Origin of the sequence: Bifidobacterium sp. ESL0704 (assembly GCF_029392075.1) — a bacterium.
Lineage (GTDB): Bacteria > Actinomycetota > Actinomycetes > Actinomycetales > Bifidobacteriaceae > Bifidobacterium.
This window is the reverse complement of the sequence record NZ_CP113929.1, coordinates 1494825-1519923: the sequence shown is the minus strand read 5'-3', so window position 1 is coordinate 1519923 and position 25099 is coordinate 1494825. Positions and strand designations below refer to the sequence as shown.

Here is a 25099-nt window from a genome sequence, read left to right as displayed (position 1 = left end):
ATTCTGTTAGGTTTATATTGAGTGTAGTCAATGATGGGAGGCAGCGTACGGTGGCAGAAAAACCAACACCAAACGCCGCGTCTGATACGGAGATGAGCCAATATGTGGCTGATCGCGAACGTGTCAACGAGGATAAAATCAAACAGGATGACGAGATCATCCAGGAATTCGGCGAGTACAACTACGGCTGGCACGATTCCGATGCGGCTGGTGAGGCCGCGAAGAAGGGCATCGACGAGAACGTCGTCCGCGCCATTTCCGCCGACAAGGGCGAACCGCAATGGATGCTCGACATGCGCCTGAAAGGGTATCGCGCGTTTGTGGAGAAGCCGATGCCGAAGTGGGGTGTGGATCTTTCCGAATTCCATGCAGAAGACTTCAAATATTATGTGAAGCCAATCGACAAGCCCGCCAAGAGCTGGGACGATTTGCCTACGGATATTCGCACCACCTACGACAAGCTGGGCATTCCCGATGCCGAGAAGAAGCGTCTGGTCTCCGGTGTCGCCGCACAGTACGAGTCCGAGGTCATCTACAACTCCATTCAGGAGGACCTGAAAAAACAAGGCGTGATCTTCACCGATACCGACACCGCATTGCGTGAGTATCCGGACCTGGTCAAGAAATATTTCGCGACCGTCATTCCCTATGATGACAACAAGTTCGCGGCGTTGAACACCGCGGCTTGGTCCGGCGGATCGTTCGTCTACGTGCCCAAGGGCGTCCATGTCGACATCCCGCTGCAGGCCTACTTCCGCATCAATACCCCGAACATGGGCCAGTTCGAACGCACGCTGATCATCGCCGAGGAAGGCTCCTACGTCCACTACGTCGAGGGTTGCACGGCCCCGATCTATGCGACCGACTCCCTGCACGCCGCCAACGTCGAGATCATTGTCGGCAAGAACGCGCGCGTCCGCTATACGACGGTGCAGAACTGGTCGAACAACGTCTATAATCTCGTCACCCAGCGCGCCTACGTCAAAGAGGGCGGCACCATGGAATGGGTCGACGGCAACATCGGTTCCAAGGCGAGTATGAAATACCCGTCCTGCATCCTGGCCGAGCCGTACGCCAAGGCCTCCACCATGTCGTTGAGCTTCGCAGGCAAGGGCCAGTATCAGGACACGGGCGCCAAGATGATCCATCTCGCTCCGCACACCAGCTCCACCATCGTCGCCAAGTCGATTTCACGTGGAGGCGGACGCTGCGCCTACCGTGGTCTGGTCAAGGTGATCGATGGCGCCAAGGGCTCGAGCTCTTCGGTGGTCTGCGACACATTGTTGGTTGACGATTACTCGCGTTCCGACACGTATCCGCACGTCGACATCCGCGAGGACGACGTGACGATGGCGCACGAGGCGACGGTTTCCAAGGTCTCCGAAGACCAGCTTTTCTACCTGATGAGCCGAGGGCTTGAGGAGAAGGAAGCCATGGGCATGATTGTGCGCGGTTTCGTGGAGCCGATCAGCCGTGAGCTTCCGATGGAATACGCGTTGGAGCTCAACAGGCTTGTCGAGTTGCAAATGGAAGGATCGGTGGGCTGATCGATGGCCGAACAAGAAGTGAATATTCCAGTAGCGGACCCCAATGATCCCTACGCGATACCGGCGGCGATGCCGTCCAGTGCCGACAACGAGCCCCGCTCGTTTGAGGTGGACGACTTCAAGATGCCGACACGCAAGCAGGAGGACTGGCGCTATACGCCACTTGATCGTATCAGCGAGTTCTTCGACGTCTTTACCCCGAGCGGTGAAACCAAGGTCACTGTCAGCAATATCGACGGCAGCCCGATTGACGACAGCAAGGTGACCAAATCGGTTATCGAGCGTGGCCAGGCGCCTTCCGGCTCTGTGATGAAGCCCAACGACCGCGTTTCGGCCGTCGAATGGAACAGCGGCAGCAAGACCGTCGTCGTCTCCATCTCCGGCGAGCTGGATCAGCCGGTTCTGGTTGACGTTGAAGGACACGGAACCGATCTTGATTCCCTGCATCTGGTGCTCGAGGTGGCCGACCGTACGCATGGCGACATCGTCGTGCGGCATCAGGGTCTGGCCCGTCTTGCCGAAGGTGTCGAAATCATCACCGGGCGTGATTCTCACGTCTCCACGACCTTCGTCCAGGAATGGGACAAGGGCTCCAAGCACGTGGGCAACCAGCGCATCCATGTCGGCGACAACGCCTCGCTGCGTCACGCGATGGTCACCCTCGGCGGTGACATCGTGCGTATCCGTATGGATCAGGAGTTCGGCGGACCGCAAGGCGACCTCAACATGCTCGGCATCTACTTCGCCGAAGCCGGTCAGCATCTGGAACATCGCACGATGGTGGTGCACAACTATTCGGAGTGCAAGTCCCGTGTGGTCTACAAGGGCGCGCTCGACGGCAAGGACGCACATTCGACATGGGTGGGCAATGCGCTCATCCAGCCGCAGGCGCCGAACACCGACTCTTACGAGCTCAACCGCAACCTTGTGCTGACCCCCGGCCCGGTGGCTGATTCCGAGCCCAACCTTGAGATCGAGAACGGCAACATCATCGGTGCCGGCCACGCCAGCTCCGTCGGCCATTTCGATGACGAGGAACTGTTCTACCTGCAGTCGCGCGGCATCACGGAGTCCGAGGCCCGCAAGCTTGTGGTCCGTGGATTCTTCGCCGACCTGATCGAACAAATCGGCGTGCCCAGCATCGCCGAACACCTTATGAATGTCATAGACCGCAGACTCGCGCGCGGCGAAAGCGCCGATATGCAAGCGGTATTGGAGGATAAGTAAATGTCTACATTGGAAATCAAGGATCTCTACGCATCGGTGGAGACCAAGGAAGGCCGCAAGCAGATTCTCAAAGGTGCGACCCTGACCGTCAACTCCGGCGAGACGCACGCCATCATGGGTCCCAACGGTTCCGGCAAGTCGACGCTGGCCTACACGTTGGCCGGCCACCCCAAGTACTTCGTTGACTCCGGCGAGGCGCTGCTCGACGGCAAGGACATCCTGAAGATGACTGCCGACGAGCGTGCCAAGGCCGGTCTGTTCCTCGCGATGCAGTACCCGGTCGAAGTGCCGGGCGTCTCCATGACCAACTTCCTGCGCACCGCCAAGACCGAGGTCGACGGCAAGGCTCCGGCCATCCGCACTTGGGCCAAGGAACTGCAGGATGCGATGAAGAACCTTCGCATGGACAAGAAATTCGCTTCACGTTCCGTCAACGAGGGCTTCTCCGGCGGCGAGAAGAAGCGTGCTGAGGTACTGCAGCTCGAACTGCTGAAGCCGAAGTTCGCCATTATGGACGAAACCGATTCCGGCCTTGACGTCGACGCGCTGCGCATCGTCTCCGAAGGTGTGAACCGCGCCAAGGAGAACACCGGCCTCGGCATCATGCTCATCACCCATTACACGCGAATCCTCAAGTACATCAAGCCGGATATCGTGCATGTGTTTGCCGGCGGACGCTTTGTCAAGACCGGTGGACCGGAATTGGCTGATGAACTCGAAGAGACTGGATATGATCAGTATCTGCCGGAGGGAACGACTGAATCGGCTATGGCCTGATTCTTCTCTGATTGCTCAGTTACGTTTCGCGATTAACCTACTTTTAGGGGTTGGTCGCGGATTGGGGAAAATATACAATGCTTCGGAACCCTCCAGGCCGGTAGGCCAAGCTTTACTCCTCAGCATCGCATTTTTTCCCCAATCCGCTTATGTAACGTTTGTTGGTCAGGTTTTTTAGGGCTTTGGAAGATTTCGATACATCGAGTATCGAAATCTTGCAGGCTTTCGCCTGGGAGTTGCAGCTTGGTTCAGTTGTTTTAATAGTTGCGAAACGCTCTTTAAAGTTATCTTTTTCTGAGTATCTTTGAGTTGGATAACGTTATTAGTGGTGGGGAGGGATATGCGATGTCCGACCGTAAAGACTTGGCCTAGCAAAATCGAGAGATTTTGCTTTCGCGCTCGAGACATCGCGCTCACTTAGTCTGAGTGAAGTCCACTGGACTTCACTCTTAACGACTAAGCCAGTAAGGGTGCCGAAGCATTGTATATCCCGCTCCAACACGGGATTATAGAGTTGATGAAGACTAAGAAGGCAGTATGGTCGACTTTTTGAAGTTGAGGGAACAGTTTCCTATTTTGGATCAGGAGGTACATGGGCATCAGCTCGTGTACTTTGATTCGGCGGCTACGGCGCAGAAGCCGCAGTGCGTGATTGACGCCGAGTCGGAGTTTTATAAGACGATCAACGCCGGGGTCCATCGTGGGGCCCATGAGCTGGCTGCTCGCAGCACCGTTGCCTTTGAGGAGGCACGTGCCAAGGTCGCCAAGCTGGTCGGCGCCAACTACGAAGAAGGCGAGGAAGAGGTCGTCGTCACCGCCGGTGCCACGGCAGGGCTGAATCTGCTGGCCACGGCCATCGGCAATGCCTCGCTCGGACGCGGGGGAGAAGCGGCCAAACGTTTCGTCGTCGGTCCGGGTGACGAGATCGTCGTCTCCAAGGCCGAACATCATTCCGTGCTGCTTCCGTTCCAGGAACTGGCCCTGCGCACCGGTGCCACCTTGAAGTGGTTCGATCTGACCGAGGACGGACGTGTTCGCTCGGACACCGCCGACGAGGTCATCACCGATCGCACGAAGATTGTGGCGATCACCCATATCAGCAACGTCACCGGTGCCATCACCGACATTGACCCGATCATCAGGCGGGCGCACGAAGTCGGTGCCATCTTCATCCTCGATGCCTGCCAGTCCGTGCCCCATCTCAAGATCGATTTCCATAAGATGAACGTCGATTTTGCCGCCTGGAGCGCCCACAAGATGTACGGTCCCACCGGTGCCGGATTCCTTTACGGCAAACGTGAGCTGTTGGAAGCCTTGCCGCCGGCCAGCTTTGGCGGTTCGATGGTCGAGCTCGCCTGGCTGGACAAGCCGGCGCAGTATATGGCTCCACCGGAACGCTTCGAAGCCGGAACCCAGCCGGTGGCGCAGGTCGTGGCTGCGGGTGTTGCCGCCGACTGGATGCGCGACATCGGCATGGAAAACGTCGAAGCCCATGAAAAGGCCATCACCGCGGAACTCTTGAAGTTGAACGATGTCCCCGGTTTCCGCGTGCTCGGTCCGGTGGAGACCAAGGACCGCATCGGTACGGTCTCCTTCGATGTCGAAGGCGTGCACCCGCATGACGTCGGTCAGTTCTTCGATGCACAGGGTATCGCCGTGCGTGTCGGTCATCATTGCGCCCAGCCCGTTCACCGCCACTTCGGCCTGTTCGCTTCGTCCCGTGCTTCGACCGGCGTGTACAATACCGTCGAGGAGGCCAAGCAAGTAGTCGAAACGGCCGGTAAGGTCCGCGCGTTTTTTGAGGTGTGAATATGAGTGATTTTGGCATGAGCGGCGACGATCTCGAGCAGATGTATCAGGAGGTCATTCTCGACGCCTCGAAACATCCGCATGGCAAGGAGCATTTCGCCTCCGACGTCACGATCGAGCCGAATGAAAGCAGCGATACCGGGGAGACGACGGTACGTGCCAGCCACGAATACTGCACGCCGGGGGAGTCACACCAGTTCAACCCGACCTGCGGCGATCAGGTGACGGTCCATGTCGAGGTCTCGCAGGACGAACCGCACAAGATCGAGCGTTTGGTATGGGACGGCAGCGGTTGCTCCATCTCCACGGCCAGCCTGTCGATGATGGTCGATCTGGTCGACGGAAAGACCGTCGAAGAAGCCATGGAGCTTGAAGGCGTGTTCCAGAAGCTGATGAAATCCCGTGGTGCCGGCTTGGACAGCGATGCCGACGAAGAGGCGTTGGGCGATGCCGTGGTGTTCCAAGGCGTTTCGAAATACCCGATGCGCATCAAATGCGCGCTGCTGGGATGGGCCGGTCTCAAGGATTCGCTCGCCAAGGCGTTGGCGGCGGACAAATAAGCCAAACGTCCGACCGGCAATAATCCGGCAGGCTCAAGAATCGTTGCCGCATTCCGATACCAGCGCAGGCAGGCCGTTTACGAACTCTGGTATCGGCATTTTGTGGATAGGCTGATTATGCTATTCGCTTGTGTAATCGAACTGAAGACATGACATAATGGTGTATGGTTTCACCGCAACAGGAGGCAACATGGAAAGCCAAGACAATCTCGTTCCGACACCGCAATCCTCGATTCTCGATTCAGCGGTCAAGGCGCTCGGCAGTGAGGAAAAGGGCCAGGCCGCCGTTGCCAATCCCCACGCGGTGGGTTCGCTCGACAAGTTCGACCGACAGGATGAAACGGATCCTGCAACGGCAGAGGCTTCTGCACAATCCGCAGGTGACACCGTCAAAGACGATGAGACCGGTATTCCGCTGACTTCGTTCAATGACATCGGCAAGGCCACGGCCGCCGACGTGCGGGAAGCGCTGCATCAGGTCATCGACCCCGAGCTCGGCATCGACGTCATCGACCTCGGCCTGGTCTACGGCATCGAGATCGACGAAAAGGGACGGGCCATCATTACGATGACGCTGACGACTCCCGCTTGCCCGCTGACCGACCTGCTTGAGGATGAATGCGCCTCGACCTTGGCCGGTCTGGTTGAGGAATTCCGCATCGACTGGACATGGCAACCGCGCTGGACGCTCGATATGATCCGACCGGAAGGCCGCGAACAGCTGGAGGCCATCGGCTTCAACTTCGACAACATGCCGAAATACTGAGAATATATGTCTTGAGTGCACTCTTTATCATGGGTTTGCGGCTTTGAACATCATTAAGGCTACAAACCCCGGATAAGGAGTGGCTTTATCATGGGTTTGCGGCTTTGAACCTCATTGAGGCTACAAACCCCGGATAAGGAGTGGCTTTATCATGGGTTTGCGGCATCGGGCATGGCGGATGCCACAAACCCATGGATTATGGTTGTGATCAATGGTGACCAATCGGCGGGATGCTACGACAGCGCCATAGTACCCCACACTCAATAGTGACATTCAGTCCTTGATGACCGTATGTTTCGGCACGATGGTGATGCCGTCTTTGACGGTGAAGCCTCGGGCGAGGTCGTGCTCATGGTCGATGCCCACGGTCGCATTCTCTTCCAAAATGACGTTTTTGTCGAGAATGGCCTTGCAGACACGTGCGCGGCGGCCGACGATGACACCATCGAAGAGAATGGAATCAACGACCTGGGACCATGAATTGATACGGACATTCGGCGAAAGCACCGAATGCTGCACGTCTCCGCCCGAAACGATGACGCTGGGGGAGATGATGGACTCGGTGGCCCGCCCGATGCGGTTGGTCTCCGAACGGACGAACTTGGCCGGCGGAAGATTGCCGGAAAGCGTGTAGATTGGCCAATCCTGGTTGTAGAGGTTGAACGGGGGATTGTATTCGATCAGGTCCATGTGGGCCTCATAGAACTGTTTGATGGTGCCCACGTCGCGCCAGTAGGCGCGGTCGTAGCCGGTGGCTCCGGGAATCTCGTTTTCGCTGAAGTCGTAGACGCCGGCTTCGTGCCGTTCGGAGAAGTAGGGGGCGATGTCGCCTCCCATGTCGTGCTTGGTGTTTTCGGCTTTTTCATCGCGTGCTAGCGCATCGAAAAGCGCGTCGGTATTGGCGATGTAATTGCCCATGGAGGCCAGTATCTGGTCGGGATGCCCCGGCAGTCCCTCGGTGGTTTCGGGCTTTTCCTTGAACCCGCGGATCATATGGGGATGCTCCGGGTCGACGTCGATGACCCCGAATTGATTGGAAGCCTCGATGGGCTGACGGATGCCGGCGACGGTGAATGCGGCACCGGACTCGATATGCTGTTTCAACATCTGGTTGAAATCCATGCGATAGACATGGTCGGCGCCGACGATGACCACATAGTCGGGCTGTTCGTCCTCGATGATGTTGATGGTCTGGTACACCGCGTCCGCAGACCCCAGATACCAATGCTTGCCGAGCCGTTGCTGCGCTGGGACGGGGGAGACGTACGCGTCGAGCAGGGGGGAGAAACGCCAGACCTTGGAGATATGGCGGTCAAGCGAATGGGATTTGTATTGCGTTAATACAACGATCTGCGAATAGCCCGAATTGACCAGATTGCTGAGCGGGAAATCGATGAGACGATAGACGCCGCCGAACGGCACCGCAGGTTTGGCGCGGTCTCTTGTCAGCGGCATCAGACGCGTGCCTTCGCCGCCCGCCAATACAATAGCCAGTATTTTGGGATTCTTCGCCATTCCTGACCTCCTGATTACTGCTTTCTACCAGTCATTTTCATTCTCCGGCCCAAGTGCCGATGCAATAGGAACCGTACTTGCACCACCTGCGGAGCCGTGAGGCGTTCTTCGTTGCACACGACCACTTCTATCAATCACTGTATCGGATTGAGCCGACGCGAAACGCCTAGGAGATCTGCAAACGTCTAATTTTTCTTTGCTCGTGTCGCGTAGAAGGCGACGGCGCTGGAAGCGGCCACGTTGAGGCTGTCGACGCCGTTGCTCATCGGAATCTTGACGGTGAGGTCGGTGTTGGCGATGGTGCGGTGCGAAAGCCCGTCGCCTTCCGTGCCGAAAACGAGGGCAAGCTTGTCGATATGATCGGGATTCTGCGGATCATTGTCAAGGCGTCGGGTCAGCTCATCCAGGCTGATGGAATCGTCGGTCAACGCCATTGCCACGGTGGTGAATCCCAGCTCGTTCAGTTCCTTGAGTCCGCGAACTGGCCAGTATTTTCGGTCTTCCTCTTTGGTGTGGAGGTTTCGGGAGTCGCTGTTTCTCACATGGTTGCCGTCATTCGCCTCGGAGTCTGTTTTGTCGGCGGTGTTCCCCGATATTGCATCGTCGTGATCAGAGTTGTCGGCGCCCAGCGTTTCGGCATCGATACGCGTCCACGGGACCTGGAATACCGTACCCATGGAGACTCGGGCCGCCCGACGGTAGAGCGGGTCTCCGCAGGAAGGCGTGGCCAGGACGGCATCGACGTCAAGCGCGGCGGCCGAACGCATCAGCGCGCCGACATTGGTGTGGTCGACGATATTCTCCATCACCGCAATCCGACGCGCGTTCTTGCACAGTTCCGCGACACTCGGCAGTTTCCAGCGACGCATCGCTGCCAGCGCTCCACGATGGAGACGATAGCCGGTCAGCTTTTTCAGTTGTTCAGGAGAGGCGACATACACGGGAACGTCCTTGCCCCAGCGTTGGTCGATGCGCGCGAACATGTCGGCCATGCCGGCAAGCCAGGGTTCCTCGACCAGCAGCGAGACCGGTTCGCGTCCGGCGGCCAGAGCCCGGTCGATGACCTTGGGCGATTCAGCGATGAAAATGCCCTTTTCCGGCTCAAGACGGTTGCGCAGCTGCGCTTCGGTCAAGCTTACGTACGCGGCTACCCGTTCGTCGTCGACCGACTCGATATTGATGATCCGCATGGCGTGCTGTCCTTCGATGCTGGCTGGTATGTCTTTGATTCGACTATATCAGCACAGATACGCAACCAACGATGGGAGGATTGCTGCTTTCGGCCGCCGCCATTGGTCGACGGCCTTTGCAGCGGCATCTGCGGCGATGAAACGACATCCTGCCTGACAAGAAAACGTGGGGCTGCATGGAGATAATTTCGTTGCCCTCCGTATTATTGGTAGACATCAGTAGATATTTCGTCGTTCTAGCAAGGAATCGCCCATGGGGAACAAGAGCCGTGATTGGCGTTTTGAAGTGCTTCGCATGGTCGCCATGCTGTTGATTGTGGCCGCGCATTTCTTTTCCAACGACAATTGGCGTGTGCGAACGGATGCAAACGGTGTCGCTTCATGGGGCGGGGCATTCCACACTTCCCTGTATCTGTTCGGGCAGGTTGGCGTGGCTTTGTTCGTCCTGATTTCCGCCTATTTCCTTTCCACCAGCGATTCCAACCCCGTCGCGCGGGCCGTGCGTCTATGGGCTCAGGTCTTCATCTACAGTTTCGGTATCGCCCTGATTTCAGTGCTGTGCGATTTTACGATATTGCATAAGGGGTCGATGCACGATATCAACCGGCTGATTGGTGCCGCTTTTCCTATCACCACCGAAATGTATTGGTTTATGAGCGCATTTCTGTTCATGATTCTGTTGGGGCCGTTCATGAACGTCCTCATTCGCTCGCTGAACCGAAAAGGGCTTGCGCTCCTGCTGGCTCTTGTCGTGTTGATGGTGTTCGTCGCCCCGGTAGGCCAGCATTTGCACTACTTTACGAACGTCGCCTATCTTTGTACGGTGTATCTCATCGGCGGGTTCATTCGCCGCTATCGTCAGTCGCTGCCGCGTATACGTTGGTGGCATGCCATGCTGGTTATTGTCGCCTGTTTTGCCGTGGCGGTTGCAGGCACGCATCTGATCATCAACAGTCCGATATTGCGTGACAAACTGGCCTTGCCCGGCAATCTGCTGACCGCGGGCGAGGGGTCCACCCCGATCTTGGCCGTCCTTGCAGCTGTTGCATTGTTCGTCTGTGTGGTGCAGAGCAAAAAACCGACACGGATGACGGCGTTCACGCGCACGGTGCTGGTGTTGTCCCCGGCAACCTTGGGCATCTATCTGATTCACGAGAATTTCATTGTCAAGGCTCTGCTGTGGGGATTCGTCTTTTCCAGACCCGAACCGGCGGGTGTCATCGGGAAAGCGCTGTTCGCCGCAGGTGCGATTCTACTGTTGTATCTCGTGTCGATGCTCATGAGCCTGTTGGTTCACTCGGTCATCATCAGGCCGGTTACGCGGTTGGTCGATCGCGGCATCATTGCAAAGTTCGATTTCAAACCTGTCAGCGAATCGTTGTGTGGAAGCGGCCGGAAGTAGTCGATAAGAGCGCGGCGATGAATGATTTATTGCCCGAATGAGCGAATTCTCTTGGTGTGTCGTGAGTGTCGTAGAAAGCGGCCTGAAATTCTGTGCCTTTTGTGTCTCTTGGCTGCCGCAATGCTGCCGAAGCCAGTGTTGACAGTTGCCTAGATACGACGAAACCCCTTGATTTCCAAGGGGTTTCAGACTTCTAATATTCGTGCCCAGGACGGGAGTTGAACCCGTACTCCTGTAAAATTATAGGAACTAGCACCTCAAGCTAGCGCGTCTACCATTCCGCCACCTGGGCAGGTGTCGTTTAAGCAACAGACAGTACTATACACCAATCCGTCGCTGTTTGGCAGCCCGGTGTGTCGAATCTTGTGTCCGACAAAAGCAATGTGGGTTTCGTCTGTGCAGTGCCAAGCGGTATGAATGAATCGATGGAATACGTTTTCGTCTCCTCGAGGCGAATATCTGGAACACGATACGATAGAATAGGAAGTTGTTCTTCAGACACACCAAAAATTGGGGACGATATGGCGAAAGTGCGGCAGTCACGCAGAAGCGGAAAGAAACGTGGCCGGCGTGTCGCCTTGGTCGTGCTTCTGGTGGCTGCGTTGGTCGTCGTTGTGGGCGTGGCGCTCTTCGATCCTGTGTATTCCTATTACCGCAAAGGCATGGGACGGTGTGTGCAATGGGGAAATTCGTACGAATTGGCTACCGCTCATCTGGATACGGAAATTGTACAGGATGCCGCACTGGTCAAACAGGCGGAAAAGAACAGTGAATCACACTCGACAGTGCTGTCAGGCCAAGATGTTGAACACGCCAAAAAGGTCCTTGAAACCGTTCAAAGCCAACGCGGCCACATTGTATCCCAGGAATCCGCCAACCCGGTCATGGCGTGCACGACGAAGCAGCTGACGCCGAAACTGAACGCCGAAACCAAACATGAACGCGAATGGACGGCCGCATTGCAGCACCAGATCGCTGCTCTGCATCAGGGATTCAAGCCATTGCTCGTGCTGCGCGATGCCGATGCCGAGGCTTCGAATACCGCTCGGAGCGAACTCAAGGCCGTCGCTGCGGGAATAACGGGTTACGCCAAGTCCGAGAAAGACAGCATCAAGGCCGCTACGTTGAAGGAATTGGGCAAAGCGGTCGATCAGGCCAATGCCGACGTGGCGGAAGCCGCTCCGTATTCGGTTTGCAAACGAGATGAGAACCGACTCTACGCTGTTGCCGATCAAGCGGTCGCGCAGCACAACAAGGCGCGGGACGTCGATTGCGGAACCCAGCGCTGCGTCGCTTTGACCTTTGACGACGGGCCTGACCCCAAGCTGACGCGGGAACTCCTGCTGTATCTCAAATCCGGGAACGCGAAGGCGACGTTCTTCGAGATGGGTCAGAAGGTGCAGGCCGATGGCGGGGCGCTTACGCGCTTGGTGACGCGCGATGATTTCGATGTGGAAAGCCATACGTGGAGCCATGAGGATCTGCCGTCCATTATGCAGAGTCATCACGAGCAGCAGCAGATTGACGATACGGCCGACGTCATCGGCTCCGCCACAGGGCTTCCCGTCAGTCTTGTCCGGCCCCCGCATGGCGCCGTAGACGAGGCGAGCCGTACATACATCGGCCAGAAGACAGGTGCCGCCGTGGCCGTTTACGGTGTGGACTCTTACGACTGGTCGAATGGGGCCACATCGGCGAGCTTGACGCGCAAAATCATGTCGCAGATCGAGCCGGGCGCCATCGTGCTGATGCACGATATCCACCCGCATACCGTCGAGGCCGTGCCCGGCGTCATCGAAAAGCTTAAAAAGAAAGGCTATCGTTTCGTCACGATTCCGGAGCTCACCGGCGAATATCCGCGAGCCGGTGCCGTCTACTATTCCCGCGACGATATTCTGCATATGTGAATCGGGATTTGTGGTTCAGGACAGGAACGTGTATGTATTCAATATCGATTGATATTATGAGATAATTATCCGAACCGACCGTAAAACCGATTCGTCCGAGGCTCCGGTAGCCTTGAATCATGACAAGTCCACTTTTTGTATTCGACGCCGAGAACGACGACGTGCCGGTCAATCGCGACGAGCTGCGCGCAGGCTGGACGATAACCCTGCCGCCTGCCATCAAACGGCACGCGATGGGTGCCATGCGCTTGCAAAACGGAGATAGGCTCCAGCTTTCTGACGGATGGGGCCTATGCATCGACGCCGAAGTGGCTGATACGCAAAACGGGCTGGTCAAGGTCTCGGAATTCACGACGGTTGAGCAGCCGGTCACCAGGCTGGCTCTAGTGCAGGCGCTCGCGAAAACCGGACATGACGTTGAGGCCATCGATATGGCTACGCAGATCGGCGTGGACGAGGTTATACCTTGGCAGGCCAATCGTTCGATTTCCAAGTGGAAGGCCGGGCGTACCGACCGAAAATGGGACCAGACGCTGGTGGCCGCCACGGAACAATCGCGTCGCGCGTGGAAACCCGCGCTGGATGAGTGTGTGAACACCAAAGGCGTTGTGGCGATCTGCCGGCGGGCCTGCGTCCATCATGAGCTTGTGATTGTACTGCACCAAGACGCGACGGCGACTTGGGACGGCATCGAGCGCAAGGTCGCCGCACTCGAACAGCGTTGTCTGGATGACGGCAAACCGCGCACGATTTACGTCGTGGTCGGTCCCGAAGGCGGCATCAGCGATGACGAGGTCGGGCAATTCACCGACGCCGGTGCCGAAGTCTGTGTGCTCGGCAGCAACATCATGCGCGCCTCGACCGCCGGACCGGTGGCTTTGTCGCTGTTGGCACGAACGCTCGGACGGTTCGCCTGAATGATCGTTGCGGGGAAAATAATGCCTTCGTCGCGTTTGACGTACGTTGTGCGAACATTTTACGATCGGCGCGTGTAATCGCCAGCGTAATTATCCGTGCGGGCTAATAGCATGGGGGAGTAGGGCGCAACAGCGTCCGAGAAGCTTTTATCCAAGGAGCATATATGGCCGACGATTGCCTGTTCTGCAAGATCATCGCGGGTGAGATCCCGAGCACCAAGGTGTATGAGGACGACACCACCTACGCGTTCAACGACCTCAACCCCAAGGCGAAGGTCCATGTGCTGGTCGTGCCGAAGAAGCACTATGCCAACGTGGCCGAACTGGCCAAGGCCGATCCCGCCGAACTCGCGCATATCGTCGAGGTCGCGCAGTCCATTGCGGATAAGGAATTCCATGGTGCGTTCCGTCTCATTTTCAACTCGGGCAAGGATGCCGGGCAGTCCGTCTTCCATGTGCATGCCCATGTGCTGACCGGCGAAACGATGGAGGAGTAGGCAGGGGTGGCCAGCGCGAAACGTGTCATCACCATTCCTACCGAACTCGATCCGGTTGCCGTACTGGGCTCGGGCGACAAGGTGCTTGCCGAAGTGCAGCACGCATTCCCCGAAGTCAACGTGTTCGTACGGGGCAATCGCATCGAGATCGCCGCTTACAACAAGCGTGATGACGTCGAGGCCGACAAGGTCTTCGACGTGCTGAACAACATCATCGACGCGGCGTACAAGGCGCCGGCCGATGCGATGAACGTGCGGCGGATGCTCGAGGCCCGGCAGGTCGGCAAGAAGGCCGGCCTGATGGGTGACGGCGGTCGCGGACGCGGTTATGCGCAGCATTCGTATACGCGCGGATTCGCCGGTGCTGGGGTGGGCCAGCGTACGAAATCCCGTTTCGGTACCGATGACGAAGACTATGATTCGCAAGCCAAACGTTCCTCCGCCAATCGCCATGTCCCAGGTGTCATCGCGTTCGCCAACGGCGAGCCTGTCCGTGCGAAAACCGCCGGTCAGGTCTTCTATGTTCGAGCAATCGATGCCAATACCATCACCTTCGCCATCGGACCGGCAGGAACCGGCAAGACCTATCTCGCCGTCGCCAAGGCGGTGCGTGCTTTCGAAGATGGTCGCGTTAGCCGCATCATCCTTACGCGTCCGGCGGTCGAGGCCGGCGAAAGCCTCGGCTACCTGCCTGGTACGCTGAACGACAAGGTCGACCCGTATCTGCGTCCGCTCTATGACGCGCTTTCCGATATGCTCGGCGCCGGCCAGATGCACCGCTACATGACCGACGGAACCATCGAGGTCGCGCCGCTCGCTTACATGCGCGGCCGCACCTTGAACGATGCGTTCGTCATCCTTGACGAAGCGCAGAACACCACCGAACAGCAGATGAAGATGTTTTTGACCCGTCTCGGCTTCAACACCAAGATGGTCATCACCGGTGACGTCACCCAGATCGATCTGGCCGTGCCGCATTCGGGGCTCAAATCCATCGAATCGATCCTTGGGCATATCGATGGCATCAGCTTCGCCCATCTCGGTGCGCAGGACGTGGTGCGTCATGAGCTGGTCGGCAAGATCGTTGAGGCCTATGACGCCCATGCCGCTGAACAATCCGGGCATAAACCGAACGGAAAGGAACGCCGTTGAGCGTCGAAGTCACCAATGAGACGGTCTGGCAGATCGATCCGAAACTCTTCTCCGACCTGGGTTTGTGGGTGATGGAACGCATGCAGGTGAGCACGCAGTCCGACCTGACCATACTCTTCGTCGACCCCGATCCGATCGCCCAGCTGCACATGCGCTGGATGCAGCTCGAGGGGCCGACCGACGTCATGAGCTTCCCCATGGATGAGCTGCGTCCGGGCGAGGATGGCAAGATCATGGAAGGCGTGTTGGGCGATATCGTCATCTGCCCGTGGGTCGCCGCGCAGCAGGCTGCGGCTGCCGGACATTCCACGATGGACGAGATGATGCTTCTGGCCATTCACGGTACTCTGCACCTGCTCGGCTACGATCACGTCGACCCTGTACAGGAGAGACAGATGTTCGGTCTGCAACGTCAGTTGTTGCTTACCTTCTTCGCCGTGCGCGACCAGCCGGTGCCGCAGGCCGAGTTGCCGGCGGGTTCCACGGATTTGCTGGCCCAATGGGACGCGAACCATGCCTCGGGAAACAATAAGGAATCGTGACGGCATCTCCGGAAGTGCTTTTATTTAATCAGTAATCGGCCTCTTGGTTTAACTATGTTTGACCGGTAATGCAAGACCGCTATCGTGCCGTGCGAATAAGCTCGAAGGTACCGATTCGACGATGGCTGAAACACGCATCGTAACGGATCGGCAAATTAAATTGGGAATAGGAAAGTACGTAAGAAAATGGATACCTTGACCATGGTCACCGTGGTGGTGCTCGTCATCGTGGCGGCGTTGCTGGTGTGGTTGTCGCTGATGATGGCATCGAGCGAATCCGCGGTTTCACGCGTCACCAAGGCCAGCCTCAACAACCGGATCATCGAGATTCAGACAGACGATGACGACCTCGGCAAGTTCGCACAGACCAAGCAGATTCGTAAGGTCCACAAGGTGCAGAAGCTGATCGTCGACCGCTATGCAACCTCAGGTTCCTGCGCGTTCTTCCGTATTTTCTGCAACGTCTTCGACGGGGTTTTGGTCGCCATCATCGTGATGCTGGTTTCGCAGCCGCTGTGGGTTGCGCTGGTCACCGGCGTGATTTTCGCGTTGATTGTGGCGGTGGTGTCGGTGCTGCTGCGTCCGCGTTCCGCAGGCGCGTCGAAGCCGCTCGACGTAATGATGCGATTCTCCGGCACTATTTCACTGGCGGTTGCCTTGACGCCTTTCGCCAAGGCCGGAGAAGGCAAAGACCAGCGCCGTCGCGACAAGGAAGACGAGCTTTCCGACGACGAAGAACTCGAGAAGATCCAGCGCGAGCAGGGGCGTGCGACCATCGATCGGCTGGTCGAAACCGATGATTTCGACCCCGAGGTTGCCGAGATGCTGCGCAATGTGCTCATGCTTTCCGACACCTTGACCCGCGAAATCATGGTGCCGCGTACCGACATGATCTGCGTCGAATCCGATTCCACGCTTGAGCATTTTCTGCAGCTGTGCTCGCGTTCCGGCTTCTCGCGTATCCCGATCATCGGCGAAGACGTTGATGATTTGGTCGGTATGGCCTACCTGAAGGACGCCGTGCGCGCCACGGCCTTCAACCCGGAGGCTCGAACGCGCGAAGTCAAATCGATTTGCCGGGAACCGATGCTGGTACCGGAATCCAAGCCGGTCGATGATCTGTTCCACGAGATGCAGCGCACCCGTCAGCATGTAGCTGTGGTCATCGATGAATACGGCGGCATAGCCGGATTGGTGACCATCGAGGACGCCATCGAACAGATCGTCGGCGAGCTGGAGGACGAGCACGACCGCATCCAGCACACCGAGCCTAAAAAGGTCGGGGAGCGCAAGTGGCAGATGCCTGCCCGCACGCCGATCGCCGACCTCGAGGAGCTCTTTGAGGTCGATATCGACGAGGACGATGTGGACACCGTCTATGGCTTGCTGACCAAGTTGCTCGGCCGCGTGCCAATCGTCGGGATGAGCGCGGTGACACGAGGCTTGCGCCTGACCGCCGTCGATTCTGCAGGCCGTCGCAAGAAGGTTTCGACCATCGTGGTGGAGCCGGCAACATTCAAATCTGAAGACGATGATAATAAAACCGATGAAAACATGAAACAGGACGTAAAGGAAAACGAACAACATGACTGATAAAGCGAACAACACACAGCCGGATGAAGGCCATAAGCCGTATCGTTCCGGTTTTGTGGCGGTGGTCGGACGTCCGAACGTCGGCAAGTCCACGCTGATCAATTCATTGATCGGCACGCAGGTCGCCATCGCCTCCTCGCGTCCGGAGACCACACGCAAGGCCATTCGTGGGATCCTGACCACCGACAACGCCCAGCTGGTGTTGGTTGACACTCCCGGCATCCACCGTCCGCGCACCTTGCTGGGGCAGCGTCTGAACGACGTGGTGGATGAGTCGTTGAGCGACGTGGACGAGATCGCATTCCTGCTGCCCGCCGATCAGGAGATCGGTCCGGGGGACAAGCGCATCCTGAGCCGGCTGCGTAGTGAGTTCGCCCGCAAGGTCAAGGACGATAGCGAAAGCGGCAAGCAGCATACCGGTGTTGGCAAAGGTGGCAACGGTGCTCAAAGCAGCAAACACGACGATGACCACGAGCATGGCAAGTTCGTCTGGAAGGTGCCGCTGATCGCCATTGTTACCAAGATTGACGAGCTCAACCGCCAGGAGCTGATGGCCAAGCTCATCGAGATTAGCCAGTTTGCTGACTTCACCGACGTCGTGCCGGTCAGTGCTCTGGGCCACGATAATGTCTCAGAAGTCAAGCGCGTGCTGATCGACAACATGCCCGAAGGCCCGCAGATGTATCCCGATGACCAGATCACCGAGGAGAAGCCTGAGGACACCATCGCCGAACTGGTGCGCGGCGCTTTTCTCGAGGAGCTGGATGACGAGCTGCCGCACTCGCTGGCCGTGGTCGTCGACTCCATCGACCGCCCGGGTGAGTCCGACAATCCGGAAACCGAAGATGGCAAGGCGCACGTCATGGTCTCCATCTATGTCGAGCGCAACTCGCAGAAGCCCATCATCATCGGTCACCGCGCCGAGCACCTGGTGCAGGTCAAGAAGCGTCTGCGTACCGCCGTCAACCGCATCGTCGGCCAAAAGTCCAAGCTCGACCTGCACGTAAAAGTCGCCAAAGGCTGGCAGTCCGATCCGAAGCAGCTCGAGCGTTTGGGGTTCTGAATCAACTTGCAATTCGAGAAACGTGCGTGGCTCTCCATCCGAGAGCTGCGCACGTTTTTATCGGAGTGCGGGCGTTTCCGATGTATCGCCGAGGACTGCTCGCTGGTTGCCAGAAGTTTTTTTTATGGTAGTGTTTGTGCTATTCGGTTGCTTGAGACAGAGTTGTTGAAATGTCATGACTAGTGAAAGGCACACGAAATGACACAAGACGATGACGCAGATGATGGTGCAGGCAACGGCGACGATGTCGGAAACGAACCCGCCTACGATCCCAAGGACAGAAGCACTTGGGACTATATTCCGTTCAGATACCAGCTGGAAGGGCTTGCCATAGCCAACACGATCGAGGCGGTGGTGGCCACTGCGGTGACGTGGGTGCTCTCCTTGCTGCTGCACCTTGACGTGCCGGCATCGCAGATGCTGGAAGTCACCATTATCGGCGGTCTCATCGCCTGCATTCCCCAAGCGGCGTTGCAGACGGCCGTGTCGAAACGCGAACGTACCTGGGGATCGCACGATTGGGGTCTGGTGGTTTTGAGGATCCTTATATACGGCATGGTGGTTTTCGTTACCGCCTATCTGGTCAATCCCCATGGCAACTGGTATTCCATCGCCATTGTCACCACGCTGATCGACGCTTTCGCAGACGCGTGGTCGAACACGGCGAAACCGGAACCTGGCATGAGCGAGAAAGACAGTGAACTCTACCGCGAAGCCGAACTGAAGAAATATACCGATGAGAATTTCGGTCCTGAGGCAAGACAGCGCGAAATGATGGATCGCTACAACAAGAAGTATGGCATCAACAAGATCAACTGGCATCGCAAGAATTGATGTCTGATCATTTTTGTGCTGGTAAACGGACTGTGAGAACGTATTAGACGCCGTTTCCCAGCATTAAAGTGCTGCAATTTGCCTATATGTTTTTTGCTGCTGGTAAACGGACTTTTGTCAGTATCTAGGTGCCGTTTTCCAGCATTAAGTTCGTTGTGTATCTATGATTTACAATTTGCTGCTGGTAAACGGACTTTTGTGGGTGTTTAAACGCTGTTTCCCAGCATTGAGGTGCAGGCTTTTGCCTATATGTTTTTTGCTGCTGGTAAACGGACTCTATGGAAGAACAAGATGCAGTTTGCAAGCATCAAAGTTTATTGTTGCCGGTTTTATCGATAATGTATTGCTTGCACGTCTACTTGTGCCGTTCGTAACTGACGGTATCAACGTATTTGTGAAGATTTGCGCGACACAGTTATCCACAACACGCCGGTACCCGGATCATTCGACCACATAGGCCGATTTTTCTTCGGTTAAAGTAAAAAATCTGATATATACGAGATATGAGAAGATTTCCAGCAATAGACCAGCTCATCGAAACGGCACAGAATGAAGGCCGCTGTGCCATCGCCAGGGGCGAGTCGCAATGTCGTGCTCTCCGAAAACGACAGAAAGCGGGGAATCTGGTAAGCCCGTACCGTTGCTTGTATGTTGGTCGGGAATATTGGCAGAGTCTCGATTATCGTACACGTATCATGCATGTCTTGAGAAGTCTGTCCATGCTCCATCCGACGTGGGTCTTTGCGGGACTCAGCGCTGCTGCGATTCTTGGCTTGGATTTTTCATGGTTGCTGCATCAGGAAGGAGCTGTCTGGATAGCTACAAAACATTCGATTGCAATCACTGGTGATCCTCATCTTCATAGGATTTACGTAAGAAATTTGCGCGTTTGCAATCGTGGCGGTCTTTCCGTCACGGACCCTTCTCGTACGTTGGTGGATTGTGCGTTGCGATATCCGTTTCGTGCTGTTTTACCGATGTTTGACTCGGCGGCGAGACGTGGTTTGGTCACCGAGGAATCGTTGCTTGCGGTTTGTGACAGCATGCGTATCGATGTCTCGCCGATTTTGAAATTGCTGAAGTATACGGACGGAGCCAGCGAGAACGGGGGAGAATCGTTGTGCCGGGCGATAATGATTGAAAATGGTTTTGCACTTCCGGAATTACAGTGTGTCTTTGTAGACCCTACAAATCCGCAAGAAAAATACCGTGCCGATTTTACATGGAAACTAGGCGGCGGGCGTGTTATTGTGCTTGAATTCGACGGAAACGAAAAATATGTCAATCCGGAAATGACCAAAGGGCGAAATATCGAACAAGTCGTAGATGACGAACGTAAACGAGAGAGTGTATTGCGACGGGCGGGAGTAAGTGAACTGATTCGGACAAATTATCGAGAAATATCTGACGAAACCAGATTTGTACTCAAACTCGCTGCTGCGGGGGTACCACGTATTGAAGCTGGCGACTGTAAAGAACGAGTGGTTCGGTAAGTGGAGTCGCGAGGTATTCGCAAACTGGCTTTTAACCGTATTGTCTTTGATTCCGTCAGCCCAGATTCTGATTCCGTTAATCGGCCATGCGTTGAAATGATAATACATATTGTTTCCGGTATGGCATATCGGGCTCATGCAGGAAAGAGCAAATGGGTATTGGTAATTGTAACAGGTACTGTTTTTTGCCTGTGCGGATTTACTGCTGATGATTCGGCTCCGAGTTGGGATTACACGACATTTTTACGAGTTCATATTGAACGGCCGTTTTAGTGACAAACACACACGCTATTATTCTTCTCTACGATTCGTTTTCTTCACCTTACCCTAGATGAACGTGCTTTTAGGCTATTTAATGTGCCGTTTATCAGCACTAAGTGAAGAATTGTATTTTAGTGCTGGGAAACGGCACCGGAAAACGTTTCAAGTGCTGTTTACCAGCACTAAGAAGTGGAATGGAGTGGTTGGTGCTGGTAAACGGATTCTAAAGTTGAGTAATGTGCAGTTTTCCAGCATCAAAGTGTGGATATGCTCTTTTGGTGCTGGAAAACGGACTATTGCTTACTTTTACAGTCGGTTTACCAGCACCAATATGTTGGCCGTGAGTATTCTTCCACTTTGGTGCTGGGAAACGGACTTTTATGGGTTGCTAGGTGCTGTTTACCAGCACTAAAGTGCGGATGGGCGGCACCTAGCAGATTAAATGACGAGGATTACAGCTTGCCGCCTTCAACTACGATGTCGTCTGGGTTGGAGGAGCTGCCGTAGACCGGCTTCAGGGTCTGCTCGTAGTCCTTGTGGAAGAACTGTTCGCGGCCGAGCTTCACGATTTCTTCGTTGATGTAGTCAAGCAGTTCCTTGTTGCCCTTCTGCACGGCGGGGGCGATGGGCTGTTCGTCGCCGAGCTTGGTGATGCCGACGGTGAAGCCCTTGTTGGCTTTGGCCCAGGCGAGCACTTCGGTGTTGTCGGTGCTCATCGCGTCACCGCGCCCGTCGAGCAGAGCGTTGTAGGCGTCCGCGTACTGGTCGTACTTCTGTAGCTTGATGTCGGGGTACTTGGCGAAGTACGGCTCGGCGGTGGTGCCCTTGGCGATGATCAGCGTCTTGCCCTTGAGCTCGTCGACGCTCTTGATCGGCTTGGAGTCGGGGGAGACCACGCCCAGCGCGACCTTCATGTATGGCTTGGCGAAGTCGACCTTCTCTTCGCGCTCGGGGGTGACGGTGAAGTTGGCAAGGGTGACGTCGACCTTGTTGCTGGCGAGCACGTCGACACGGGCCGCCGGGTCGACGGTGGTGTATTCCGGTTTTACGCCGAGATCTTTGGCCAGACGTTCGGCGAAGATGATGTCGTAACCTTGGTTCTTGCCATCTTTGTCGACGTAGCCGAACGGTGCCTTGTCGGAGAAAACGGCGACCTTGAGCTTACCGGATTTCTTGATTTCCGCAAGGGTGCGTGCGCTTTGCTGTTTGCCTGCGCCGGAGGTGCCGGAACCGGAATTATTGTCACTGCTCGGTGTCGCTCCGCTTGGGCCGCATGCGGCGAATCCTGCCAGCATAGCCACGGCCGCTGCCGCTGAGATCGCTACTTGTGCCGCACGTTTCAATACATTCGTTGTCATGGTTGTTTCTTTCTTTTCTTTTACTAAGTAATATCGGAAGTGAATATAAAAAGTGATGGTTCTATCTGAAAAGATGGAATATCGAAATTCCAATGTTGCACGGGTTTGTCCATTGCAGATTCAAATCGGTATATCTACGTAATGGATCGGCAAACCCAAGATGTCAGATCTGGTGAATGCGGATCAGCGAGACATGGAGGCCATGAGTTGACATCGGTTCGGCTCCGTAGCGCTGCACATTCGTGCCGTCACGCTCATATTCGGTAAGTTCCGGTTCATCATTTCGACCTCCCTTTGTTTGTTGTTCGGTTTGAGCTGATAAAAAATATCGGCTATTGTCTCTCACGAGCATACGTAAACGTGTTCAGGAACTGCTGGGCGCGTTCGGATTGTGGATGGGTGAAGAACTGTTCCGCGTCGTCGGATTCTTCGACAATGCTTCCGTCTGCAAGCAGGATGATATGGTCGGCTACCGCGCGGGCGAATGCCATTTCGTGGGTGACGATGAGCATGGTCTGGCCGCTGTCGGCAAGTTCGACGATAACGTCAAGCACCTCCCGCACCATTTCGGGGTCGAGCGCAGCGGTCACCTCGTCGAAGAGCATGATCTGAGGGTGTTCAATCAAGGCGCGGCAGATGGCGACGCGCTGGCGCTGTCCGCCGGAAAGCTCGTGCGGCCAAGCGTCTTGACGGTCGGCCAAGCCCACGCGTTTCAACAGCTGGATGGCTTCGGCCTTGACTTCCGCTTTCTTGCGTTTCTGCACCAGTACTGGCGCGAGCATGATGTTGCCGAGTACGGTTTTGTTGGGGAAGAGGTCGTAGCTTTGGAAGACCATGCCGACCTTGACAGGATTCGTGTCGATGTTTCTATCTTGGGAATTGGCCGCACCTGCCGCTTTGGATTTGCCGGTGTCCTTCTTCTTGCCGGAAGCGCGTAGCACCTCGTCGCCGATGGCGATGTCGCCGCTCTGAATGGGCTCGAGGCCGGCGATGGTGCGCAGCAACGTGGACTTGCCCGAGCCGGAAGGCCCGAGGATGACGAACACTTGGCCGGCCGGCACGTCGAAGGATATGTCGTTCAGCACCGGTTTGTCTGCATTGTCGTATTGTTTGGTGATATGCCGGATATGCAGGGTTTCGTGCGGGGCGTTCGCGTTCGCTCGTGATGTTGGAATCGTCGTAACCGTCGTATCAGTCATGGGCCCACCTCTTTTCAAGCTTTCTGGCCACAAGGGAGAGCGGCCAACATACGAAGAAATACATGAAGAAGATCACGCCGTAGATCCACAGCGTCGCATCCGGATATTGGAAGCGGTTCGCATCGATAATCTGCTGGCCCACCTTGATCACTTCAATCACACCCAACAGCGCGGCCAACGAGGTGGTCTTGACGATACGGGTAATGAGGTTGACGCTGGCGGGAAGCAGGCGGCACAGGGCCTGAGGGAGGATGACCCTGCTGAAGGTCTGCCACGAATTGAGACCAAGCACCTGAGCCGATTCATACTGCGTGCGAGGAATCGATTCCAATGCGCCACGCACCAGATCGCCGAGCTCGGCCCCGCCCCAAAGCACGAAGACCAGCACGCAGGCGCCGGTGGCGTCGAGATTCCAATTGAAGGCGCGTGCGAAACCGTAGAAGGCGATGAACAGCAGGGCCAGCTGCGGCATGATACGGATGAAATCAAGATAGACACGCATCACAAACCGCACGATCGGATTTCGCATGGTCATGAGCCAACCGACAATCAGCCCGACCGGCAACGAAAGCAGGACGGAGACCCCGGCAATCCAGATCGTGACCCACAATCCTTGCAGCAGACGCGGGAAGACGCCCGGCTGCAGCAGTATCTCAGCGCCGTGCATAGTCGAACCTCCTCTCGGCCACCGTGCCGATGATGGAGATCGGCAGGAGGATAATCAGGTAGGTGACGATCAGCAAAGTCAACGATTCGTAGGTGTTGTAGGTCTGACCCATCAAGTCCTTGGTGACGTACATGACGTCCGCCAGTGCAATGGCCGAGACCACCGAAGATTCCTTGACCAGGAAGATGATATTGGCCACCACTCCCGGAATGGCGGTGGAAAGCGCCTGCGGCACGGTGACATGCAGTAGCATTTGTGACGGGCTGAAGCCGAGCATCTGCGCTGATTCCCGTTGGACTTGCGGAACGGCTTCGAAACCGCCGCGCAATGCCTCGGCCATATATGACCCGCCCAGGAAGGCGAGTCCGACGATCGCGCAGGTTTCCGCCGACCACGAGACGCCGAGTTTCGGCAGTCCGAAATAAAGAAAATACAGCTGGACCAGCAATGGTGTATTACGGGATAGTTCGATATAAATGCGGACGATTTGTTTGCAAACCGGGATATTCGCCGTTTCGATGGCCGAGCAAAGGATGCCCAGAACGATGCTAAAGACGATTCCGAACAACGAGATGAAGACGGTCATATAACCGGCATCGACGAAGTAGTGGGCATTGCGGGCTATAAAGCTCCAGTCCATGGTTGCCCTCCCGCTTCGTGGTGAATGCTTACTCGTTTCGTGTGCCACATCCCAAGCCCGTGTTGAAGCCTTGATCCGGGATTCGTTTCACGGCACTTGTTGCCATAGTAGCCGCCATTTGGCCGAAATGCACACATTGTGCCATATGAATAACTGATGGAGCGTTATCGATACCGTTGCGAT

21 protein-coding genes, 1 tRNA gene and 2 pseudogenes are annotated in these 25099 nt (G+C 56.2%); 16 read left to right on the top strand and 8 right to left on the bottom strand.

The window, feature by feature from the left end; genetic code table 11:
* Window positions 1-92 precede the first annotated feature (92 nt).
* From sufB to OZX64_RS05405, 6 genes are all read left to right on the top strand, one after another.
* Window positions 93-1547 (top strand): Fe-S cluster assembly protein SufB, encoded by a 1455-nt coding sequence (gene sufB, locus OZX64_RS05430; RefSeq protein WP_277157410.1) that lies wholly within the window; start codon window positions 93-95, stop codon window positions 1545-1547.
* A gap of 3 nt (window positions 1548-1550) precedes the next feature.
* Window positions 1551-2774: a Fe-S cluster assembly protein SufD gene (sufD, locus tag OZX64_RS05425; RefSeq protein ID WP_277157262.1), complete on the top strand. Its 1224-nt coding sequence runs from the start codon at window positions 1551-1553 to the stop codon at window positions 2772-2774.
* Window positions 2775-3551 carry a Fe-S cluster assembly ATPase SufC gene (gene sufC / locus OZX64_RS05420; RefSeq protein ID WP_277157263.1) on the top strand — a complete coding sequence of 259 codons (777 nt, stop codon included), beginning with the start codon at window positions 2775-2777 and terminating at the stop codon, window positions 3549-3551.
* 537 nt (window positions 3552-4088) lie between these two features.
* The gene (locus OZX64_RS05415) at window positions 4089-5360 is read left to right on the top strand and encodes a SufS family cysteine desulfurase (protein WP_277171889.1); all 1272 of its coding nucleotides are present in this window, start codon (window positions 4089-4091) and stop codon (window positions 5358-5360) included.
* Window positions 5361-5362: 2 nt separating this feature from the next.
* On the top strand, window positions 5363-5920 hold the full coding sequence (gene sufU, locus OZX64_RS05410; protein WP_277157264.1) for a Fe-S cluster assembly sulfur transfer protein SufU: 558 nt from the start codon (window positions 5363-5365) through the stop codon (window positions 5918-5920).
* 190 nt (window positions 5921-6110) lie between these two features.
* Window positions 6111-6686: a metal-sulfur cluster assembly factor gene (locus OZX64_RS05405; protein ID WP_277157265.1), complete on the top strand. Its 576-nt coding sequence runs from the start codon at window positions 6111-6113 to the stop codon at window positions 6684-6686.
* Between the two features lie 273 nt (window positions 6687-6959).
* On the opposite strand, the gene glgC is transcribed toward OZX64_RS05405, so the two are convergent.
* The 3 genes and pseudogenes from glgC to OZX64_RS08890 form a co-directional block, all read right to left on the bottom strand.
* Window positions 6960-8201 (bottom strand): glucose-1-phosphate adenylyltransferase, encoded by a 1242-nt coding sequence (gene glgC / locus OZX64_RS05400; RefSeq protein ID WP_277157266.1) that lies wholly within the window; start codon window positions 8199-8201, stop codon window positions 6960-6962.
* Window positions 8202-8386: 185 nt separating this feature from the next.
* A pseudogene (locus OZX64_RS08895) lies at window positions 8387-8704 on the bottom strand (TrmH family RNA methyltransferase); the annotation flags it as partial.
* A gap of 138 nt (window positions 8705-8842) precedes the next feature.
* Window positions 8843-9391, bottom strand: a pseudogene (locus tag OZX64_RS08890) (TrmH family RNA methyltransferase); the annotation flags it as partial.
* 253 nt (window positions 9392-9644) lie between these two features.
* On the opposite strand from OZX64_RS08890, the gene OZX64_RS05390 reads away from it, so the two are divergent.
* Window positions 9645-10793: an acyltransferase gene (locus tag OZX64_RS05390; protein WP_277171885.1), complete on the top strand. Its 1149-nt coding sequence runs from the start codon at window positions 9645-9647 to the stop codon at window positions 10791-10793.
* Window positions 10794-10996: 203 nt separating this feature from the next.
* Here the strand turns inward: OZX64_RS05390 and OZX64_RS05385 are convergent.
* Window positions 10997-11085 (bottom strand) — tRNA-Leu (locus OZX64_RS05385).
* A 229-nt stretch (window positions 11086-11314) separates the two neighbouring features.
* Here OZX64_RS05385 and OZX64_RS05380 point away from each other — a divergent pair.
* The 9 genes from OZX64_RS05380 to OZX64_RS05340 all read left to right on the top strand — a co-directional run bounded on the left by OZX64_RS05380 (window position 11315) and on the right by OZX64_RS05340 (window position 20791).
* The gene (locus OZX64_RS05380) at window positions 11315-12700 is read left to right on the top strand and encodes a polysaccharide deacetylase family protein (protein ID WP_277171883.1); all 1386 of its coding nucleotides are present in this window, start codon (window positions 11315-11317) and stop codon (window positions 12698-12700) included.
* A 119-nt stretch (window positions 12701-12819) separates the two neighbouring features.
* Entirely contained in the window at window positions 12820-13617 is a 798-nt protein-coding gene (locus tag OZX64_RS05375) for a 16S rRNA (uracil(1498)-N(3))-methyltransferase (protein ID WP_277171881.1), read from the top strand.
* A 164-nt stretch (window positions 13618-13781) separates the two neighbouring features.
* Window positions 13782-14114 carry a histidine triad nucleotide-binding protein gene (locus OZX64_RS05370; RefSeq protein ID WP_277146644.1) on the top strand — a complete coding sequence of 111 codons (333 nt, stop codon included), beginning with the start codon at window positions 13782-13784 and terminating at the stop codon, window positions 14112-14114.
* A 6-nt stretch (window positions 14115-14120) separates the two neighbouring features.
* On the top strand, window positions 14121-15266 hold the full coding sequence (locus OZX64_RS05365; protein ID WP_277171879.1) for a PhoH family protein: 1146 nt from the start codon (window positions 14121-14123) through the stop codon (window positions 15264-15266).
* Window positions 15263-15808, top strand: a complete 546-nt coding sequence (gene ybeY / locus OZX64_RS05360; protein ID WP_277171878.1) for an rRNA maturation RNase YbeY — start codon at window positions 15263-15265, stop codon at window positions 15806-15808. The genes OZX64_RS05365 and ybeY overlap by 4 nt, the downstream gene beginning before the upstream one ends.
* Before the next feature lie 186 nt (window positions 15809-15994).
* Window positions 15995-17401 (top strand): hemolysin family protein, encoded by a 1407-nt coding sequence (locus OZX64_RS05355; protein WP_277157272.1) that lies wholly within the window; start codon window positions 15995-15997, stop codon window positions 17399-17401.
* Complete coding sequence (locus tag OZX64_RS05350) at window positions 17394-18464, top strand: GTPase Era (protein WP_277171876.1); 1071 nt, start codon at window positions 17394-17396, stop codon at window positions 18462-18464. Before OZX64_RS05355 ends, OZX64_RS05350 begins: the two co-directional genes overlap by 8 nt.
* Before the next feature lie 198 nt (window positions 18465-18662).
* Window positions 18663-19298, top strand: coding sequence for a hypothetical protein (locus tag OZX64_RS05345; protein ID WP_277171875.1), 636 nt, complete (start codon window positions 18663-18665; stop codon window positions 19296-19298).
* A gap of 695 nt (window positions 19299-19993) precedes the next feature.
* Entirely contained in the window at window positions 19994-20791 is a 798-nt protein-coding gene (locus tag OZX64_RS05340) for a CTP synthase (protein ID WP_277174988.1), read from the top strand.
* Between the two features lie 713 nt (window positions 20792-21504).
* Here the strand turns inward: OZX64_RS05340 and OZX64_RS05335 are convergent.
* The 4 genes from OZX64_RS05335 to OZX64_RS05320 form a co-directional block, all read right to left on the bottom strand.
* Entirely contained in the window at window positions 21505-22410 is a 906-nt protein-coding gene (locus tag OZX64_RS05335) for a cysteine ABC transporter substrate-binding protein (RefSeq protein ID WP_277171872.1), read from the bottom strand.
* 332 nt (window positions 22411-22742) lie between these two features.
* Window positions 22743-23609 carry an amino acid ABC transporter ATP-binding protein gene (locus OZX64_RS05330; protein WP_277157275.1) on the bottom strand — a complete coding sequence of 289 codons (867 nt, stop codon included), beginning with the start codon at window positions 23607-23609 and terminating at the stop codon, window positions 22743-22745.
* Window positions 23602-24276 (bottom strand): amino acid ABC transporter permease, encoded by a 675-nt coding sequence (locus OZX64_RS05325; protein WP_277157276.1) that lies wholly within the window; start codon window positions 24274-24276, stop codon window positions 23602-23604. Before OZX64_RS05325 ends, OZX64_RS05330 begins: the two co-directional genes overlap by 8 nt.
* Window positions 24263-24916: an amino acid ABC transporter permease gene (locus OZX64_RS05320; RefSeq protein ID WP_277157277.1), complete on the bottom strand. Its 654-nt coding sequence runs from the start codon at window positions 24914-24916 to the stop codon at window positions 24263-24265. Before OZX64_RS05320 ends, OZX64_RS05325 begins: the two co-directional genes overlap by 14 nt.
* Window positions 24917-25099 lie beyond the last annotated feature (183 nt).

Bases quoted from the DNA above. Each gene is read 5' to 3' on its own strand.
- sufC (WP_277157263.1), top strand. From the start codon at position 2,775: ATGTCTACATTGGAAATCAAGGATCTCTACGCATCGGTGGAGACCAAG.
- OZX64_RS05330 (WP_277157275.1), bottom strand. From the start codon at position 23,609: ATGACTGATACGACGGTTACGACGATTCCAACATCACGAGCGAACGCG.
- OZX64_RS05350 (WP_277171876.1), top strand. From the start codon at position 17,394: ATGACTGATAAAGCGAACAACACACAGCCGGATGAAGGCCATAAGCCG.
- OZX64_RS05335 (WP_277171872.1), bottom strand. From the start codon at position 22,410: ATGACAACGAATGTATTGAAACGTGCGGCACAAGTAGCGATCTCAGCG.
- OZX64_RS05415 (WP_277171889.1), top strand. From the start codon at position 4,089: ATGGTCGACTTTTTGAAGTTGAGGGAACAGTTTCCTATTTTGGATCAG.
- sufD (WP_277157262.1), top strand. From the start codon at position 1,551: ATGGCCGAACAAGAAGTGAATATTCCAGTAGCGGACCCCAATGATCCC.
- OZX64_RS05370 (WP_277146644.1), top strand. From the start codon at position 13,782: ATGGCCGACGATTGCCTGTTCTGCAAGATCATCGCGGGTGAGATCCCG.
- OZX64_RS05355 (WP_277157272.1), top strand. From the start codon at position 15,995: ATGGATACCTTGACCATGGTCACCGTGGTGGTGCTCGTCATCGTGGCG.
- OZX64_RS05390 (WP_277171885.1), top strand. From the start codon at position 9,645: ATGGGGAACAAGAGCCGTGATTGGCGTTTTGAAGTGCTTCGCATGGTC.
- sufU (WP_277157264.1), top strand. From the start codon at position 5,363: ATGAGTGATTTTGGCATGAGCGGCGACGATCTCGAGCAGATGTATCAG.
- OZX64_RS05320 (WP_277157277.1), bottom strand. From the start codon at position 24,916: ATGGACTGGAGCTTTATAGCCCGCAATGCCCACTACTTCGTCGATGCC.
- OZX64_RS05405 (WP_277157265.1), top strand. From the start codon at position 6,111: ATGGAAAGCCAAGACAATCTCGTTCCGACACCGCAATCCTCGATTCTC.
- sufB (WP_277157410.1), top strand. From the start codon at position 93: ATGAGCCAATATGTGGCTGATCGCGAACGTGTCAACGAGGATAAAATC.
- OZX64_RS05375 (WP_277171881.1), top strand. From the start codon at position 12,820: ATGACAAGTCCACTTTTTGTATTCGACGCCGAGAACGACGACGTGCCG.
- OZX64_RS05380 (WP_277171883.1), top strand. From the start codon at position 11,315: ATGGCGAAAGTGCGGCAGTCACGCAGAAGCGGAAAGAAACGTGGCCGG.
- OZX64_RS05345 (WP_277171875.1), top strand. From the start codon at position 18,663: ATGACACAAGACGATGACGCAGATGATGGTGCAGGCAACGGCGACGAT.
- OZX64_RS05340 (WP_277174988.1), top strand. From the start codon at position 19,994: ATGCATGTCTTGAGAAGTCTGTCCATGCTCCATCCGACGTGGGTCTTT.
- glgC (WP_277157266.1), bottom strand. From the start codon at position 8,201: ATGGCGAAGAATCCCAAAATACTGGCTATTGTATTGGCGGGCGGCGAA.
- OZX64_RS05325 (WP_277157276.1), bottom strand. From the start codon at position 24,276: ATGCACGGCGCTGAGATACTGCTGCAGCCGGGCGTCTTCCCGCGTCTG.